This window comes from Dactylosporangium maewongense, assembly GCF_039531485.1.
GTDB lineage: Bacteria > Actinomycetota > Actinomycetes > Mycobacteriales > Micromonosporaceae > Dactylosporangium > Dactylosporangium maewongense.
In genome coordinates this window covers 940,373-955,269 of the sequence record NZ_BAAAQD010000001.1, presented here as the reverse complement: position 1 = coordinate 955,269, position 14,897 = coordinate 940,373, and the positions used below count along the sequence as shown (strand labels likewise).

General features: G+C 73.0%; 16 protein-coding genes and 1 pseudogene. 5 read left to right on the top strand and 12 right to left on the bottom strand.

Annotation, left to right across the window (positions count from 1 at the left end):
• The first annotated feature begins 71 nt into the window (after positions 1-71).
• The gene (locus ABD332_RS04295) at positions 72-662 is read left to right on the top strand and encodes a TetR/AcrR family transcriptional regulator (RefSeq protein ID WP_344499697.1); all 591 of its coding nucleotides are present in this window, start codon (positions 72-74) and stop codon (positions 660-662) included.
• Between the two features lie 221 nt (positions 663-883).
• Here the strand turns inward: ABD332_RS04295 and ABD332_RS04290 are convergent, their stop codons facing one another.
• From ABD332_RS04290 to ABD332_RS04275, 4 genes are read right to left on the bottom strand one after another with little or no spacing between them, the layout of a single operon-like run.
• Complete coding sequence (locus tag ABD332_RS04290) at positions 884-1,738, bottom strand: SDR family NAD(P)-dependent oxidoreductase (RefSeq protein WP_344499695.1); 855 nt, start codon at positions 1,736-1,738, stop codon at positions 884-886.
• Complete coding sequence (locus ABD332_RS04285) at positions 1,738-2,931, bottom strand: acetyl-CoA C-acetyltransferase (RefSeq protein ID WP_344499693.1); 1,194 nt, start codon at positions 2,929-2,931, stop codon at positions 1,738-1,740. Before ABD332_RS04285 ends, ABD332_RS04290 begins: the two co-directional genes overlap by 1 nt.
• A 24-nt stretch (positions 2,932-2,955) precedes the next feature.
• The gene (locus ABD332_RS04280; RefSeq protein ID WP_344499691.1) at positions 2,956-3,615 is read right to left on the bottom strand and encodes an SDR family NAD(P)-dependent oxidoreductase; all 660 of its coding nucleotides are present in this window, start codon (positions 3,613-3,615) and stop codon (positions 2,956-2,958) included.
• Complete coding sequence (locus ABD332_RS04275) at positions 3,616-4,710, bottom strand: AMP-binding protein (protein WP_344499689.1); 1,095 nt, start codon at positions 4,708-4,710, stop codon at positions 3,616-3,618.
• Between the two features lie 46 nt (positions 4,711-4,756).
• Between ABD332_RS04275 and ABD332_RS04270 the strand changes: the two genes are divergently transcribed.
• The 3 genes and pseudogenes from ABD332_RS04270 to ABD332_RS04260 all read left to right on the top strand — a co-directional run bounded on the left by ABD332_RS04270 (position 4,757) and on the right by ABD332_RS04260 (position 6,850).
• Entirely contained in the window at positions 4,757-5,908 is a 1,152-nt protein-coding gene (locus ABD332_RS04270) for an acetyl-CoA C-acetyltransferase (RefSeq protein WP_344499687.1), read from the top strand.
• Positions 5,883-6,643: pseudogene (locus ABD332_RS04265) on the top strand (SDR family oxidoreductase). Before ABD332_RS04270 ends, ABD332_RS04265 begins: the two are co-directional and overlap by 26 nt.
• A gap of 48 nt (positions 6,644-6,691) precedes the next feature.
• A complete protein-coding gene (locus ABD332_RS04260) occupies positions 6,692-6,850 on the top strand; it encodes a hypothetical protein (RefSeq protein ID WP_344499685.1) in 159 nt (52 codons plus the stop codon).
• Positions 6,851-6,855: 5 nt separating this feature from the next.
• On the opposite strand, the gene ABD332_RS04255 is transcribed toward ABD332_RS04260, so the two are convergent.
• Genes ABD332_RS04255 through ABD332_RS04240 form a run of 4 tightly spaced genes read right to left on the bottom strand, consistent with a single transcriptional unit; the run spans position 6,856 to position 10,703 of the window.
• Positions 6,856-7,848 (bottom strand): acyl-CoA dehydrogenase family protein, encoded by a 993-nt coding sequence (locus tag ABD332_RS04255; RefSeq protein ID WP_344499683.1) that lies wholly within the window; start codon positions 7,846-7,848, stop codon positions 6,856-6,858.
• The gene (locus tag ABD332_RS04250) at positions 7,845-8,993 is read right to left on the bottom strand and encodes an acyl-CoA dehydrogenase family protein (RefSeq protein ID WP_425552116.1); all 1,149 of its coding nucleotides are present in this window, start codon (positions 8,991-8,993) and stop codon (positions 7,845-7,847) included. The genes ABD332_RS04255 and ABD332_RS04250 overlap by 4 nt, the downstream gene beginning before the upstream one ends.
• Position 8,994: 1 nt before the next feature.
• Positions 8,995-9,840 carry an SDR family oxidoreductase gene (locus tag ABD332_RS04245; protein ID WP_344499679.1) on the bottom strand — a complete coding sequence of 282 codons (846 nt, stop codon included), beginning with the start codon at positions 9,838-9,840 and terminating at the stop codon, positions 8,995-8,997.
• Positions 9,837-10,703 (bottom strand): LLM class F420-dependent oxidoreductase, encoded by an 867-nt coding sequence (locus tag ABD332_RS04240; RefSeq protein ID WP_344499677.1) that lies wholly within the window; start codon positions 10,701-10,703, stop codon positions 9,837-9,839. Before ABD332_RS04240 ends, ABD332_RS04245 begins: the two co-directional genes overlap by 4 nt.
• Before the next feature lie 41 nt (positions 10,704-10,744).
• On the opposite strand from ABD332_RS04240, the gene ABD332_RS04235 reads away from it, so the two are divergent.
• Complete coding sequence (locus tag ABD332_RS04235; protein WP_344499675.1) at positions 10,745-11,488, top strand: SDR family NAD(P)-dependent oxidoreductase; 744 nt, start codon at positions 10,745-10,747, stop codon at positions 11,486-11,488.
• A 56-nt stretch (positions 11,489-11,544) separates the two neighbouring features.
• Here the strand turns inward: ABD332_RS04235 and ABD332_RS04230 are convergent, their stop codons facing one another.
• From ABD332_RS04230 to ABD332_RS04215, 4 genes are read right to left on the bottom strand one after another with little or no spacing between them, the layout of a single operon-like run.
• Positions 11,545-12,264 carry an ABC transporter ATP-binding protein gene (locus tag ABD332_RS04230; RefSeq protein ID WP_344499673.1) on the bottom strand — a complete coding sequence of 240 codons (720 nt, stop codon included), beginning with the start codon at positions 12,262-12,264 and terminating at the stop codon, positions 11,545-11,547.
• The gene (locus tag ABD332_RS04225) at positions 12,251-13,072 is read right to left on the bottom strand and encodes an ABC transporter ATP-binding protein (RefSeq protein ID WP_344499671.1); all 822 of its coding nucleotides are present in this window, start codon (positions 13,070-13,072) and stop codon (positions 12,251-12,253) included. Before ABD332_RS04225 ends, ABD332_RS04230 begins: the two co-directional genes overlap by 14 nt.
• Positions 13,065-14,015, bottom strand: coding sequence for a branched-chain amino acid ABC transporter permease (locus tag ABD332_RS04220; RefSeq protein ID WP_344499669.1), 951 nt, complete (start codon positions 14,013-14,015; stop codon positions 13,065-13,067). The genes ABD332_RS04225 and ABD332_RS04220 overlap by 8 nt, the downstream gene beginning before the upstream one ends.
• Positions 14,012-14,887, bottom strand: a complete 876-nt coding sequence (locus ABD332_RS04215) for a branched-chain amino acid ABC transporter permease (RefSeq protein WP_344499667.1) — start codon at positions 14,885-14,887, stop codon at positions 14,012-14,014. The genes ABD332_RS04220 and ABD332_RS04215 overlap by 4 nt, the downstream gene beginning before the upstream one ends.
• Between the last annotated feature and the right edge of the window lie 10 nt (positions 14,888-14,897).

The following is a 14,897-nucleotide window of genomic DNA, read 5'->3' as shown; positions in this document are numbered from 1 at the left end:
CGGTCCACGTAGACTCCTGGTGCGAACGGGATTGACGAGGCTGCACAACGACATCGGTGAGGAAGAGCGGGATGGCACGAGAGCCTGGGGATCGACGCGAGCGGATTCTCGCCAGCGCTGCGGCGCTGTTCGCCCGTAAGGGCGTCTCGGCCACGACCGTGCGCGAGATCGCCGACGAGGCCGGCATCCTGTCCGGCAGCCTGTATCACCACTTCGAGTCCAAGGAAGCCATGGTCGACGAGATCGTGACCTCCTACCTGGACGACCTGCGCACCCGCTACAAGCGCGTGCTGGACGGCGAAAGCCACCCGCGGACCCGCCTGCACGACCTCATCGTGGCCTCGCTCGAGGTCGTCGAGGCGCACCCGCACGCCACCGAGATCTACCAGAACGATGTCAACTATCTGACCCAGATCGAACGGTTCGGATATCTGCGCACCGCCGGCAAAGAGGTGCAGAACACCTGGCTGTCCGTCATCGAGGCAGGCATCGCCGAGGGCGTCATCCGCGACGACCTGGACCCCAAGATCCTCTACCGGTTGATGCGTGACGCCGTCTGGCTGTCGGTGCGCTGGTTCAAGCCCACCGCGGCATACCCGATCACCCGCCTCGCCGAGGACTGCACCTCACTGTTCCTGGACGGCCTGGCCAAGTCCCGCTAACTTGATCTTCAACCTCGGGTGGGCTGGCATCGGCCCCTGGCTGATCATGGGTGCAGCCCTTGATCGATCATTCCTCTTGTCTGGGAAGAAGATCCGATCAAGGGCTGCGGAGGATCAGCGTGCCTGACGGTGGCCGTGGTGGTGCGGGTGGGAATCTCGGCCGGTTCCGCGGGGAAGAAATCCACCAGTCCCGACCACGCCGAACAGGTTTAAAGATCAAGTTAGGCGCGGTGCAGGCCGACCGGGCTGATCGGGCCGACGGCACCGGCCGCGAAGGCCGCCTCGACCTTCTCCACCGTCCACTCGGCGTCCTGGGCTCCGGTGCCCTGCACGACGGGGTGCGCGATCATCGACAGCTCGTCGCCGTCGATGCGGACCACCTGCCCGTGCACGGCCGCGGCGGCGTCGGAGAGCAGGTAGATGACCGCCGGGGCGTTCTGCTCCGGCGGCTTGCTCACGTTCTGTCCCTTCGCGGCCGCGCCGAGGTACGCCTCGAACGTGTCGGCCATCCGGGTGTGCGCGTTCGGTGAGACGGCGTTGACCCTCACTCCCGTGCCGGTCAGGTCGGCCGCCCAGCAGTAGGTGAGCGAGGCGACGCCGCCCTTGCTGGCCCCGTAGGCGCCCATTGCCGCCGACCCGGCGTGCGCGCCGGACGTCACGTTCACCACCGAGCCGCCGCCCTGCGCGAGCATCGCCCGGATCGCGTGCAGGCCGCAGTACGCCGTGCCGAGCAGGTTCACCTCGATGACGGCGCGGAACTCGTCGGGGTCCTGCTGCGACGGGTGCGCGAGGCGGAAGATCCCGGCGTTGTTGACCAGGCCGTCGATCGCGCCGAACACCTCGACGCACCGCTCGACCACCGCGCCGGCGCCGTCCCAGGTGCTGATCGTGCCGACCGCCACGTCGGCCTGGCCGCCGGACGCGGTGATCTGCGCAGCGACGGTCAGAGCTAGGTCGGCGTCGACGTCGTTGACGAGCACCGCCGCCCCCTCGGCCGCGGCGAGACGGGCGTAGGCGGCGCCGAGGCCCCGCCCGGCGCCCGTGACGACGACCGCCTTGCCGTCCAGGGCACCCATCAGGCGAGCCGCTCGATCACCATGGCCATGCCCTGCCCGCCGGCGGTGCACATGGTCTCCAGGCCGAACTGTGCGTCGCGGTGCACGAGGCCGTTGAGCAGTGTGGTGGCGATCCGGGCGCCGGTCATCCCGAACGGGTGGCCGACCGCGATGGCACCGCCGTGCACGTTGACGCGCTCCGGGTCGGCGCCCATCTGCCGGTACGCCGGGATCGCCTGCGCGGCGAACGCCTCGTTGATCTCGACCAGGTCGATGTCGCCGATGCCCAGGCCCGCGTTGGCGAGGGCGCGGCGGGTCGCCTCGACCGGGCCGAGGCCCATGATCTCCGGGCTGAGCGCGGACACGCCGGTGCTGACGATCCGCGCGAGGGGGGTCAGGCCGAGCTCGCGGGCCCGCACGTCGCTGAGCACGACCAGGGCGGCGGCGCCGTCGTTGAGCGGGCAGCAGTTGCCGGCGGTGACGGTGCCGTCGGGTCGGAACGCGGGTTGCAGCGCCGCGACCTTCTCCAGGGTGACGCCGGCCCGCGGCCCGTCGTCGTGGCGCAGCACGGTGCCGTCGGGCAGGGTGACCGGGGTGATGTCGCGGTCCCAGAAGCCGTCGGCGAGGGCCTTCTCGGCGTTGTTCTGGCTGCGGACCGCGAACTCGTCCTGTTCGAGCCGGGTGATCCCGCACAGCTCGGCGACGTTCTCGGCGGTCTCCCCCATCGCGATGTACACGTCGGGCAGCTCCCCGCGGTCCCGCGGGTCCGACCAGGGCCGGGACCCGGTGATGCCGTCGAAGCGCGGGTTGCGGGTGCCGGGCATGCCATCCGCCTTCCCCAATGGGTAGTGCGAGACAACCTCGGCGCCGGCGGCGACGAACGCGTGCCCCTCTCCGGCCTTGATCGCGTGGAACGCCATCCGGATCGCCTGCAGCGACGACGCGCAGTACCGGTTGACGGTCGTGCCGGGCACCATGTCCAGGCCGAGGTGCATCGCGACCTGCCGGCCGAGGTTGTACCCCTGTTCGCCGGCCGGCTGGGCGCAGCCGAGCATGAGGTCGTCCAGCGTCCGCGGGTCCAGCGACGGGACCCGCTCCAGGGCGAGGCGCACGACCTGTGCGGCGAGGTCGTCGGCGCGCACGCCGGCGAGGGAACCCTTGTAGGCGCGACCGATCGGCGAACGCACGGCCGAGACGATGACGGCGTCAGGCATCTGCGCAGCCCCTTTCCTTGACGGTTACTGGGAGACCGTCCAGCCGCCGTCGACGGGCAGCAGGACGCCGTTGATGTACGCGGCGGACGGGGAGAGCAGGAACAGCACCGCGGCGGCGACGTCCTCGGGGCGCCCGGCGCGGCGCATCGGGTTGCGGGCGATGAGGTCCCGGCCAAGCGGCGTGTCGCCGAACCCGGCCATCCTCGGCGTGTCGATGAAGCCGGGGGCGACGGCGTTGGCGCGCACCGCCGGCGCGATCCGGGTGGCGAGGTGGCGGGTGTAGCCGGCGATGGCGGCCTTGCCGGCCGAGTACCAGGCCGAGTCGGTGCCGACGAGATTCCCTGCGACGGAGGCGACGTTGACCACCGCCGCGCCCTCGGGCGGGCCGGTGCGCAGCCAGGCCGTGGTGACGGTCTCGACGCTGCCGGCGGTCGCGGTGAGGCCCTCGGCGAAGCCGAGCGGGGCGCCGCCGCTGGCCGGGCCGGCGTTGTTGACGAGGAACCGGGCCGGCCCGCTCGCCTCCAGCGCCGCCGCGACCGCGGCCGGGTCGCGGACGTCGACGACGAGACCGCCCTCGGTCGGGGCCAGGTCCCAGACGACCGGGCGGAGGCCTTGTTCCAGCGCGAGGCGGACGATCGCGGCGCCGATGCCGCTGGCACCACCGGTGACGATGACGGTGTCCATCTACGCCGCCGCGCGCAGGGTTGTCTTGAGCACCTTGCCGCTGGCGTTGCGCGGCAACGCGTCCAGGAACACGTAGGAGCGCGGCAACTTGTAGTTCGCGAGGCGTCCCTTGCAGTACACGGCAAGCTCCTCATGCGTCACTGTGTGGTCCGTTCGCGGGACGATGTAGGCGCGGGCGACCTCGCCGAGGCGCTCGTCGGGGACGCCGATGACCGCGACCTCGGCGACGCCCTCGTGCCGGGCGAGGACCTGCTCGATCTCGGCCGGGTAGGCGTTGAACCCGCCGACGATGAACATGTCCTTGAGCCGGTCGGTGATCCGCAGGTAGCCGCGCTCGCCGATGTCGCCGGTGTGCAGCCAGCCGGCGGCGTCGAGCGCGTCGGCGGTCGCCGCCGGGTCCTGCCAGTAGCCGCGCATCACGTTGTACCCGCGGATGAGCACCTCCGAGGTGACCGGATCGACGGCGACCTCAACGCCGTCGATCGCGGCGCCGCAGGTGGTCGACACGGTGGTCGGGTCGTCGTCGGGGCGGCACATGGTGGCCGTGCCGCAGGACTCGGTGAGCCCGTAGGCGGTGAGCACCCTCGCCGGCTTCAGCTCCTCGCGGAGCCGCTCGATCATGACCACCGGCACCGTGGTGGCGCCGGTGACCGCGACCCGCAGGCTGAAGGTGTCCCACTCCGCCAGGGTTACGATGTCCGACAAGTCGGGTAGGTTCTCCGCCGCCAGCGAGTCGACGTAGCGGTTGCCGAGGAAGCCGTCGTCGACCAGCAGCAGCCGCGCGCCGCTGCGAGCCAGGATGTAGCCGGCCTCCGGCCCCTTGAAGCGGGTGTTCAGCGGGACGAGGACACCACCGGCGGTGACGACGCCGAGCGCGGCGACGACCCACCGCCACGAGTTCGGCGCCCACAGTGCGACCCGGTCACCCTTGCCGACACCCCTGGCGGCAAGGGCCCCGGCGAACCTGGCGACCTCTTCGGCCAGCCCGGCGTAGGTGAGCCGGACCGGGCCGTCGACGATCGCCTCGCGGTCGCGGTGGTGCTCGGCGCCGGAGCGCACCAGGTCCGGCAGCGTCCGGGCACTCAACGGTTCCATGCCACGCACCTTACCAACCAAGCGCTCGCTTGGTAAAGTGTCGAGCATGACAGAGGCTTACCTGGTCGAAGCGGTGCGCACCCCAGTCGGCCGGCGGGGTGGCGGCCTCGCCGGCGTGCACCCGGCCGACCTCGGCGCGCACGTGCTGACCGCGCTCATGGACCGCAGCGGCGTCGACCCGGCCGCCGTCGACGACGTCATCTTCGGCTGCGTCGACGCCATCGGCCCGCAGGCCGGCAACATCGCCCGCACCTCCTGGCTCGCCGCCGGCCTGCCCGACGCCGTCCCCGGCGTCACCGTCGACCGGCAGTGCGGCTCCTCCCAGCAGGCGCTGCACTTCGCCGCCCAGGCCGTCATGTCCGGCACCGCCGACCTCGTCGTGGCCGGTGGCGTGCAGAACATGAGCGCCATCCCGATCTCCGCCGCGATGCTGGCCGGCCGGACGTATGGCTTCGACGATCCGTTCCGCGGCTCCACCGGCTGGCAGACCCGCTACGGTGACCAGGAGATCAGCCAGTTCAGGGCCGCGGAGCTCATCGCCGCGAAGTGGTCCCTCAGCCGGTCTGAGATGGAGGTGTACGCGCTGAGCAGCCATCAAAAGGCGGCCGCCGCCCGGTCCGCGGGCCGCTTCACGCGCGAGACGGCGCCCTACGGTGACGTGTCCGCCGACGAGGGACCGCGCCCGGACACCTCGCTGGAGAAGATGGCCGGCCTGCCCACGCTCACCCCGGGCGGGGTCGTCACCGCCGCGCTCGCCAGCCAGATCTCCGACGGCGCCGCAGCCCTGCTGGTCGCCTCCGAAGCGGCGGTGCGCACCCACGGCCTGCGCCCCCGCGCCCGCGTGCACCACCTGAGCGTCCGCGCCGACGACCCCGTCTACATGCTCACCGGCCCGATCCCGGCGACCGCGCACGCCCTGCGGCGCAGCGGCCTCACCATCGACGACATCGACCTGGTCGAGATCAACGAGGCGTTCGTGCCGGTGGTCCTCGCCTGGCAGCGGGAGACCGGCGCCGACCCGGACCGGATCAACGTCAACGGCGGCGCGGTCGCGCTCGGCCACCCCCTCGGCGCGACCGGGGCCCGGCTGATGACGACGCTGCTGCACACCCTGGAGGACACCGGCGGCCGCTACGGGCTGCAGACCATGTGCGAGGGCGGGGGGACGGCGAATGTCACCATCATCGAACGGCTCTGAACCCGCCGCGCTGGTCACCGGCGGCACCCGCGGGGTCGGCCGGGAGATCGCGGCGCGCCTCGCCGGTGCCGGCTTCCAGGTCCTGGTCTGCGGCCGGCGCGAACCTGCCGACCTGCCGGCCGGGGTGGTCTTCACCGCCGCCGACGTGCGCGAGCCGGACGAGGCCGCCGCGCTGGTGACGACGGCCGTCGACCGGTTCGGCCGGCTCGACCTCCTGGTGAACAACGCCGGCGGCTCCCCCGCGGTCCCGGCCGCGACCGCCTCGCCGAACCTGGTGACCGCCGTCGTCCGGCTCAACCTCCTCGCGCCGTTCTTCGTCGCCCAGGCCGCGAACGCGGTCATGCAGACCCAGCCGGGCGGTGGGCTGATCGTCAACATCGGCAGCGTGTCCGCGCTGCGACCGGCACCGCCGCGTACGCCGCCGCCAAGGCCGGCCTCGAGGTCCTCACCCGCGCCCTGGCCCTGGAGTGGGCGCCGAAGGTCCGGGTCAACACCGTCACCGCCGGTGTGGTCCGCACCGACGACAACGCCGCGCACTACGGCGACGAGGACGCCCTGGCCGCGGTCGCCGCGACCGTCCCCATGGGCCGCATGGCGACCCCCGCCGACATTGCCGACGCGGTGCTGCTGCTGACGTCGCCCCTCGCGGCGTACCTGACCGGGGCGAGTCTCCTCGTCGACGGCGGCGGCCAGCTCCCCCGCTACACCGAGACCGCCCGCCCCGTCACGCCCTGACCATCCGGCGGGTCCTCGCGACGGCGCACGACCGCCTACGCTCTTGACATGTCGCTCGCCTGGCGGGCCAAAGCCACCCTCGTCGCCGTGGCGGCGCTGGCCGCCATCGTGACGGTCAAGTTCGTGCTCCAGATGGCCATCACGCTGATGTCGCAGGCCGGCAACGTTGTGCGGTCGGCACCGAAGCCGCTGCCACGCCTGGCGTAGCGGCGCTACAGGCCGGCGCGGGACAGCAGGAGGCGGCGCAGGGCGACCGGGTCGCCGGCGAGGAGCCGGTTGGCGGTGGCGCGTTTCAGGAAGCGGTGCGCGTCATGCTCCCAGGTGAAGCCGATCCCGCCGAGCAGCTGGATCGACGCCCGGGTCACGGTCCACGCGGCCTCCGTCGCGATCAGCTTGGCGAGGGGCGCCGCGGTGGCGAACTCGGAGGTGCCTGCGGCGCGCAGGGCGTACCACACGGATGACACCGCCTGTTCGAGGTGGACGTGCAGGTCGGCGACGCGGTGCCGCAGCGCCTGGAACGTCGCGAGGGGCACCCCGAACTGCTCGCGGGTGCGCAGGTGCTCGACGGTGACCCGCAGCGAGGCGCGGGCCACGCCGACGGACTCCGCGGCGAGCGCGGCGTGCAGCAGGTCCTGCGCGCGGGCGGCGTCGCGGGCGACGAGGCGGCCGGGCGCCTGCCACAGCACGAGGGTCCCTTGCCCGCGGGTCTGGTCCAGGGTCGGCTGCGGCCGTATGTCCGGGTCGGTGACGGCGTACAGCGCAGTGCCGTCCGACACGATCACGACCCCGGCCGATTCGGCGTCCAGGACGTGCGCGAACGAGCCGTCCAGGACGAACCCGTCGCCGTCGGGCCGGGCGGTGCAGCTGCCGTCGAGGGCGACCGCGCCGATCAGGTCACCGGCGGCGAGTGCCGGCAGCAGCGACGCGGCGGCGGGCAGGTCCGGGTCGAGGGCGAGGGCGGCGACCGTGGTGGACAGCAGCGGCGAGTGCAGCAGCGCGGCGCCGGCCTCCTCCAGGACGATGCCGACCTCGACCAGGGATGCGCCGAAGCCGCCGTGGTCCTCCCCGATGGCCAGGGCGGTCAGGCCGAGTTCCCCGGTGAGCCGGCCCCAGTCCGCGCCGGTGCTGAAGAACGCGGCGACACTCTCGCGCAGCGCGGCGTGCTCCTGCTCTTGTTCCTGCTTCTGTTCCTGCTCCAGGGTCATCGGGTGCCTCGCGGGGTGCGGCCGAGGATCCGGTCGGCGACGATGTTGCGCTGGATCTCGTCGGAGCCGCCGTAAATGGTGTCGGCGCGGGTGAACAGGAACAGCCGCTGGGCGTCGGTCAGCTCATACGGCGCGGCCTCGGCGACGGTCGACGCGGCCCCGCCCACGTCCATGGCCAGTTCCCCGAGGCGCTGATGCCAGCCGGCCCACAGCAGCTTCGCCACCGACGCCCCGACCGGGTCCGGTTCGGTGGCCGACAGCGCCCGCAGCGCGTGGTGGCGCAGGCCCTGCAGCCCGGCCCAGGCCTCCGCGATGCGGTCCGCGACGACGGGGTCGTCGAAGGACCCGTTGGCCCGCGCGGCGGCGACCACGGCGTCGAGTTCGCGAGCGAAGCCGAGCTGCTGGCCGAGGGTGGCGACACCGCGCTCGTAGGACAGGGTGCGGGTGGCGACCCGCCAGCCGTCACCGGGCGCCCCGACGACCAGGTCCGCGTCGGTGCTGGCGCCGTCGAAGAAGACCTCGTTGAACTCCGACGTCCCGGTGAGCTGCATGATGGGCCGCACCTCGACGCCGGGCTGACGCATCGGCACCAGCAGGTAGGACAGGCCGGACTTGCGGGTCGCGGCGGGGTCGGTACGAGCGAGCACGAAGCACCAGTCGGCGGCGTGCGCCAGGGACGTCCACACCTTCTGCCCGGTGATCCGCCAGCGGTCGCCGGACAGTTCCGCGCGGGTGCGGACCCCGGCGAGGTCGGAACCGGCGCCGGGCTCGGAGTAGCCCTGGCACCACAGTTCCTCGGCCCGGGCGATCGGCGGCAGGAAGCGGCGGCGCTGCGCTTCGGTGCCGTGCGCGATGAGGGTCGGTGCGAGCAGGTATTCGCCGATGTGGCTGAGCCGGCCTGGGCCGCCGGCGCGGGCGTACTCCTCGAAGAACACCACCTGCTCGGCGATGCTCGCGCCACGGCCGTACGGCGCCGGCCAGCCGAGGCCGATCCAGCCGGCGGCGCCGAGCTCCCGCTCCCACTTCGCCCGCAGCTCCAGTTGCTCGTGCTCCCGGCCCGGTCCGCCCGCGCCGACCAGCGGGGCGAACTCCCCGGTCAGGTGCTCCCGCAGCCAGGCGCGGACGTCGGCCGCCCGGAGGCTCACCTCAGGCGCCATAGACGGCCGCCGGGGCTGGTGCGCGCGACAGCAGGTCGCGCACGACGGGGCCGAGCTCGTCGGGGTGCCAACGCCGGCCGGCGTCGCGGACCTCGCCGTGCTGCCAGCCGCCGGCGACGCTGACCCGGCCGCCGGAGACCTCGAAGACCCGGCCGGTCACGTCGCCGCTGTCGGCGCCGGCGAGCCAGACGACGAGCGGGGACACGTTGCCGGGGTCCATCTCGTCGAAGCCGGCGTCGGGGGCGCGCATGGCGTCGGCGAAGACCTCCTCGGTCATCGCGGTGCGGGCGCTGGGGGCGATGGCGTTGACGGTGACGCCGTAGCGGGCCAGTTCGGCGGCGGCGACCTGGGTCAGTGCGGCGATCCCGGCCTTGGCGGCGCTGTAGCTCGCCTGCCCGACGCTGCCCATGAGCCCGGCGCCGGAGGTGGTGTTGACGACCCGGGCGGCGACGTCCTCACCGGCCTTGGCCCGGGCCCGCCAGTGCGCGGCGGCGTGCCGTAGCGGAGCGGCGGTGCCCTTGAGGTTGACCCTCATGACGGCGTCCCACTCGTCCTCGGCGAGGTTGACGACCATCCGGTCGCGGGCCAGGCCGGCGTTGTTGACGAGGGCGTCGAGGCGGCCGTGCTCGGCGACCGCCTTGCCGACGAGGGCGGCGGCGAAGTCCCAGTCGGCGATGTCGCCGGGGAACGCGACCGCGCCGGTGTGTGCGGCGACCTCGGCGAGCGCGCCGGCGTCCAGGTCGTTGAGCACGAGGCGGGCGCCGGCCGCGGCGAAGGCGAGTGCGTGCGCCTTGCCGAGTCCCTGGGCGGCGCCGGTGACGATGACGGATCTCATGCGCGGAGCACCTCTCGCTGATACCGGCGGACCTTGTCCCGGACGCCGACGAGGTCGGCGGGGTCGGCCCGGATGACGACCCGGGAGACGCCGAGGGAGCGCAGCGTCTCCAGCTCCCCCACGTTGCCCGGGGCCCTCATGGTGATCTCGACGTCGTCGATGGTGCGGCCGGCTGCCGCGCACTCGGCGGCGAGCGCGGTCCGCAGTTCGGCGAAGCGGTCTGCGCTGACGCCGAGCGGATACCAGCCGCCGCCGAAGCGGGCGGCCCGGCGCACCGCGGCGAGCGAGTGCCCGCCGACGACGATCGGCACGCCGCCGGGGCGGGTGGGCCGGGGGCGGCTGTGCACGTCGTGGAACGACACGAACCGGCCGGTGTGGCTCGCCGGGGCCTGCGTCCAGAGCGCGTGCATGGCGGAGAGGTACTCGTCGGCGCGGGCGCCGCGTTCCTCGAACGGCACACCGAGGGCGTCGTACTCCTCGCGCAGCCAGCCGACGCCGATGCCGGCCAGGAGCCGCCCGCCGCTGAGCACGTCGACGGTGGCGAGGCGTTTCGCGAGGTCGACGGGGTGGTGTTCGGGCAGGATGAGCATGGCGGTGCCGAGGCGCAGCGTGGTGGTGTGCGCGGCGGCGAAGGTGAGCCAGTGCAGCGGGTCGGGGATGTCGTCGCCGGCGCCGAGGCTCATCCGGCCGCCCGGGTCGTACGGATACGCAGAGGTGTAGTCGTCGGGGACCACGACGTGCTCGACGGCCCAGACGGACTCGCAGCCGAGGTCCTCGAGCAGCCGGACGAAGCGGGCGGTGGTGGCGGGATCGGCGGCGCCGGTGCCGCCGAGGACGGGCATGACCCCGAGTTTCAGCTCCACGACGGGTACTCTACCAAACGCTTGCTTGGTACCTTGAGCGGATGGATTTCAGGTTCCGCAAGGGCGTCGCCGTCGTCACCGGTGCCACCGGCGGCATCGGCAGCGCCGTCGCCCGCCTCCTCGCCGCCCGCGGCAGCCGCGTGCTGCTCGCCTACCGCGGCAACGCCGCAGCGGCCGAGGCTCTCGCCGCCGACCTGCCGGGTGCGAGCGCGCACCGGGTCGAGCTGAGCGACCCGGCGTCGTGCGCGGCGCTGATCGACGCGGCACCGGTCGTGCACACCCTGGTGCACGCCGCCGGGCCACACGTGCCGATGCTGCACCTGAGCCGGGTCGCGCCGGACCGGTTCGCCACGCAGCTCACCGAGGACGTGGCCGGGTTCTTCAACATCCTCGCCGCGACCCTGCCGCGGCTGCGAGAATCCCGCGGCAGCCTGGTCGCGGTCACCACCGCCGCCACCCGCCGGTTCCCGGTCCGCGACGGCCTCTCGGCCGGCCCCAAGGCGGCGGTCGAGGCGCTCGTGCGCGGGATCGCCGCAGAGGAGGGCCGCTTCGGCGTCCGGGCGAACTGCGTCGGGCCGGGCATGCTCACCGACGGCATGGCGGCCCGCCTCATCGCCGACGGCGATCTGGACGAGCGCGCCCTGGAGGTGACCCGCGGCAACATCCCGCTGCGGATGTTCGGCACCGCCGCCGACGTCGCCGAGGCAGTGTGTTTCCTCGCCAGCGACCGGGCCCGGTTCATCACCGGCCAGAAGCTCGACGTCGACGGCGGCTACGCCGCCTGACCACACCGTTCGGGCCCGCACGACGAAGGACGTCGTACGGGCCCGATGCGGCTGGGTCAGTGCGCGGCGGTCTTCAGCACACCCATCCGGGTGCGGTACTCGCCGTCGAGGGCCGCGCCGCCGTCCTCGCGGGTCGCGACCACCTCACCACGGACCAGCACGTAGCCGCGGTCGACGGCGCCGCGGACCGCGCCGAGGGCGGGCTCCGCCATGAGCACCGCGACGCCTTCGCCGGCGAGCTGGGTGACGGTGCGCAGCAGCTCCTGCACGACGAGCGGGGCGAGCCCGGTCATCATCTCGTCGAGCAGCAGCACCCGCGGCGAGCCCATCAGCGCCCGGGACACGACGAGCATCTGCTGCTCACCGCCGGACAGCACGCCGACGAGGCTCTTCATCCGGGTCCGCAGGATGGGGAAGCGGTCGATCGCGGTCTGCACCGCACTCCGCGGCAGGCGCAGCAGCTCCGCCATGACCTGCAGGTTGTCCGCGACGTTGAGCTTCGGAAACAGCTGGCGGCCCTGCGGCACCACGGCGATCCCGGCGCGGGCCCGGGCAGCCGGTTTGAGCCGGCTGACGTCCTCACCGTCCAGGAACACCCGGCCGGTCGCCGCGACCGAGCCGTACGCGGCGAGCAGTGCACTGCTCTTGCCGGCGCCGTTCGGCCCGACCAGGGCGGTGATCACGCCGCCGGGCGCGACGATGTCCACACCTTCGACCGCGCTGGCATGCCCGTAACGGACGGTCAGCCCTTCGAGGCGCAGCTCATGAGACGACATGCGGAACCTCCTCGGCGTCATCTGGGGCAGCGGCCGGGGCGGGGTCGGTGGCCCCGAAGTACACCTGCTGCATCTGCGGGCTGTCGAGGCATTCCCGGGGCGAGCCGTCGAACACCGACTGGCCGCGGTCCAGCAGCATGATCCGGTCGACGAGGCCCGCGACGAGGTCGACGTTGTGGTCGACGAGGATCACCGCGTGGCCGCGCCGCTGCACGGTGCGCACCACCTCGGAGATGCCGGTGACGCCAGCCGCGTCCGAGCCGGCGAACGGCTCGTCGAGCAGCAGCACCAGGGGGTCCTGGCCGAGCGCGCGGCCGACCTCGACGAGGCGCTGCTCGCCGAGGGACAGGTCGCCGGCGGGCCGGTCGAGCCGGTCGATGCCGAGCTCCTCGGCGATCGCGGCGACGGCGGCGAGGTCGGCTGGCGGGTACGGGCGGAACGCCCCGCTGAACGACCCGGCGATCATCTGCCAGACGGTGCCGTGCCGCCGGGCGGCCCGGCCGAGCAGCAGGTTCTCCGCGACGGTGAGCTCGAGGGCGAGCTGCGGATACTGGAAGGTGCGGGCCAGCCCGGCCTTGGCGCGCCGGGACGCGGGACCGGCCAGGCGCTGCCCGCGCAGCGTCAACAATCCCTCGGTGGCCGGCTGCGCGCCGGAGATGAGGTCGACCAGGGTCGTCTTGCCGGCCCCGTTGGGCCCGACGAGGCCGAGGACCTCACCGGCGGTGAGCGAGAACGACACGTCCTGCAGGGCGGTGACCCCGCCGTAGCGTTTGGTCAGGCCGGATCCGACGAGGAGCGTCTCAGCCACGGCGTCCCCCCACAAGCTTGGTGAGCCTGCTCGCGTATCCGATGACGCCCTGCGGCGCGATGAGCAGGATGACGAGGACCCCGAGCGCGAGGATCAGCGTGCCGCTGGTCTCCACGGCGGGGAAGTTCAGGGTGAGCTCGACGGCGATGACGGCGCCGAGGACGGCGCCCCAGGGGGTGGCCGCGCCGCCGATGAGCGGCATGAAGATGGCCAGGAACACCAGGTTGAGGGTGAACGTGTCCGGGGTGACGCTGCCGGCCGAGTAGGTGAACAGGCCGCCGCCGACGGCCGCGATCGCGGCGCCGATGGCCAGGGACACGAGGTTCATCACCGGCACCCGCACCCCGGCCGCCTCCACCGCGCGGGGCGCGTCGCGCATGGTCCGCACGATCACACCCCACGGCGACATCCGCAGCCGGTCGAGCAGGAACGCGATGACGCACACGACGACGGTGCAGCCGACGACGACCTGGTAGTGGCTGGGCTGCCAGCCGAGGATGTCGAGCTTGCGGAGGCTGCCGAGGCCCCCCGAGCCGCCGGAGATACCTTCGGCGTCCACCAGCCAGGCGGTGAACGCCATCCCGAACAGCAGCGTCACCGCGGCGAGGAAGAAGCCGGACAGCCGCCGGGTGGCGAGCCCGAGCAGCACGGCGACGGCCGCCGCGACGATCGGCCCGGCGACCCAGGCGAGGATGAGCGGCAGGCCGCTCTTCGTCGAGATCAGGCCGACCGCGTAGCCGCCGATGCCGGCGTACGCGCCGTAGGCCATCGACAGTGATCCCGCCATCAGGTACGGCACGTACATGCCGAGTGCGATCAGCGCGTAGGTGGCGGTCGTGGTGACCAGCGTCTGCTTGTAGCCGTCCGCGCCGACCCAGAGCAGGATCAGCACCGCGCCCACGACGCCGCCCAGCAGGCCGAAGGAGCCGGGGAAGCGCTTCATGCTCGTACCCTCCGCACGAACAGGCCGCTCGGTTTGAGGGCGAAGAACAACAGGGCGACGATCAGCAGCCCGTACACGTGGGACTGTCCGCCGAAGTAGTAGGGGACGAAGACCTCGACGGCGCCGAGCAGCAGCCCGCCGACGAGCGGCGCCCAGACCGAGCCGGTGCCGCCGACCACCATCGCGAGGAAGCCCGACAGCGCCCAGCTGAGCCCCGACAGTGAGCTGACGCCCGCCTTCGGTGCGAACAGCAGCCCGGTGATCCCGGCGAGCAGACCCGACAGCAGGAACGCGATGAGCCGCACCCGGTTGACGGGGAGGCCGAGGAGTCCGGCGGCGTGGGTGCTGTCACCGACCGCGCGTAGCAGCCGGCCGGTACGGGTGCTACGGATCCACACCGCGAGACCCGCGAACGCGACGACGGTGAAGGCGAGCAGCACCAGGGCGCTCGGCTGCACGACCGTGTCGCCGACCGTCACCGGATCGAACGTGAGGAGGTTCTGCCCCGGCAACGTGGTGTAGCCGAACAGGTACCCGCCGAGCTGCTGGATCGCGAACAGCACCGCCGCGACGGCGACCAGGGCGGGCAGTTCGCCGCCGCCGGAGCGGCGCTGCACCGGCCTGACCACGACCAGTTCGGTGACGACGGCGAGCGCCGCGGCGGCGGTGATCGCCACCGCCGCCGCGGCCCACACGTTCATGTCCTCGTAGAGCACCAGGTACGACGTGCACAGCCCGCCGACCATCGCGTACGGCCCGATCGCGAAGTTGAAGAACCCGGCGCCGACCAGGACCAGGTAGTAGGCCAGCGCGAGCAGGCCGAAGAAACACCCCATCTCGAGGGCGGACAACCACAGCTGCAGCTGGCCCATACTGTTACCT

What these genes read in the sequence shown, in the direction of transcription:
- ABD332_RS04215 (WP_344499667.1), bottom strand. Translation starts at nt 14,887, where the DNA reads ATGGGCCAGCTGCAGCTGTGGTTGTCCGCCCTCGAGATGGGGTGTTTC.
- ABD332_RS04230 (WP_344499673.1), bottom strand. Translation starts at nt 12,264, where the DNA reads ATGTCGTCTCATGAGCTGCGCCTCGAAGGGCTGACCGTCCGTTACGGG.
- ABD332_RS04260 (WP_344499685.1), top strand. Translation starts at nt 6,692, where the DNA reads ATGTCGCTCGCCTGGCGGGCCAAAGCCACCCTCGTCGCCGTGGCGGCG.
- ABD332_RS04235 (WP_344499675.1), top strand. Translation starts at nt 10,745, where the DNA reads ATGGATTTCAGGTTCCGCAAGGGCGTCGCCGTCGTCACCGGTGCCACC.
- ABD332_RS04295 (WP_344499697.1), top strand. Translation starts at nt 72, where the DNA reads ATGGCACGAGAGCCTGGGGATCGACGCGAGCGGATTCTCGCCAGCGCT.
- ABD332_RS04275 (WP_344499689.1), bottom strand. Translation starts at nt 4,710, where the DNA reads ATGGAACCGTTGAGTGCCCGGACGCTGCCGGACCTGGTGCGCTCCGGC.
- ABD332_RS04245 (WP_344499679.1), bottom strand. Translation starts at nt 9,840, where the DNA reads ATGAGATCCGTCATCGTCACCGGCGCCGCCCAGGGACTCGGCAAGGCG.
- ABD332_RS04270 (WP_344499687.1), top strand. Translation starts at nt 4,757, where the DNA reads ATGACAGAGGCTTACCTGGTCGAAGCGGTGCGCACCCCAGTCGGCCGG.
- ABD332_RS04285 (WP_344499693.1), bottom strand. Translation starts at nt 2,931, where the DNA reads ATGCCTGACGCCGTCATCGTCTCGGCCGTGCGTTCGCCGATCGGTCGC.
- ABD332_RS04290 (WP_344499695.1), bottom strand. Translation starts at nt 1,738, where the DNA reads ATGGGTGCCCTGGACGGCAAGGCGGTCGTCGTCACGGGCGCCGGGCGG.
- ABD332_RS04280 (WP_344499691.1), bottom strand. Translation starts at nt 3,615, where the DNA reads ATGGACACCGTCATCGTCACCGGTGGTGCCAGCGGCATCGGCGCCGCG.
- ABD332_RS04220 (WP_344499669.1), bottom strand. Translation starts at nt 14,015, where the DNA reads ATGAAGCGCTTCCCCGGCTCCTTCGGCCTGCTGGGCGGCGTCGTGGGC.
- ABD332_RS04255 (WP_344499683.1), bottom strand. Translation starts at nt 7,848, where the DNA reads ATGACCCTGGAGCAGGAACAGAAGCAGGAACAAGAGCAGGAGCACGCC.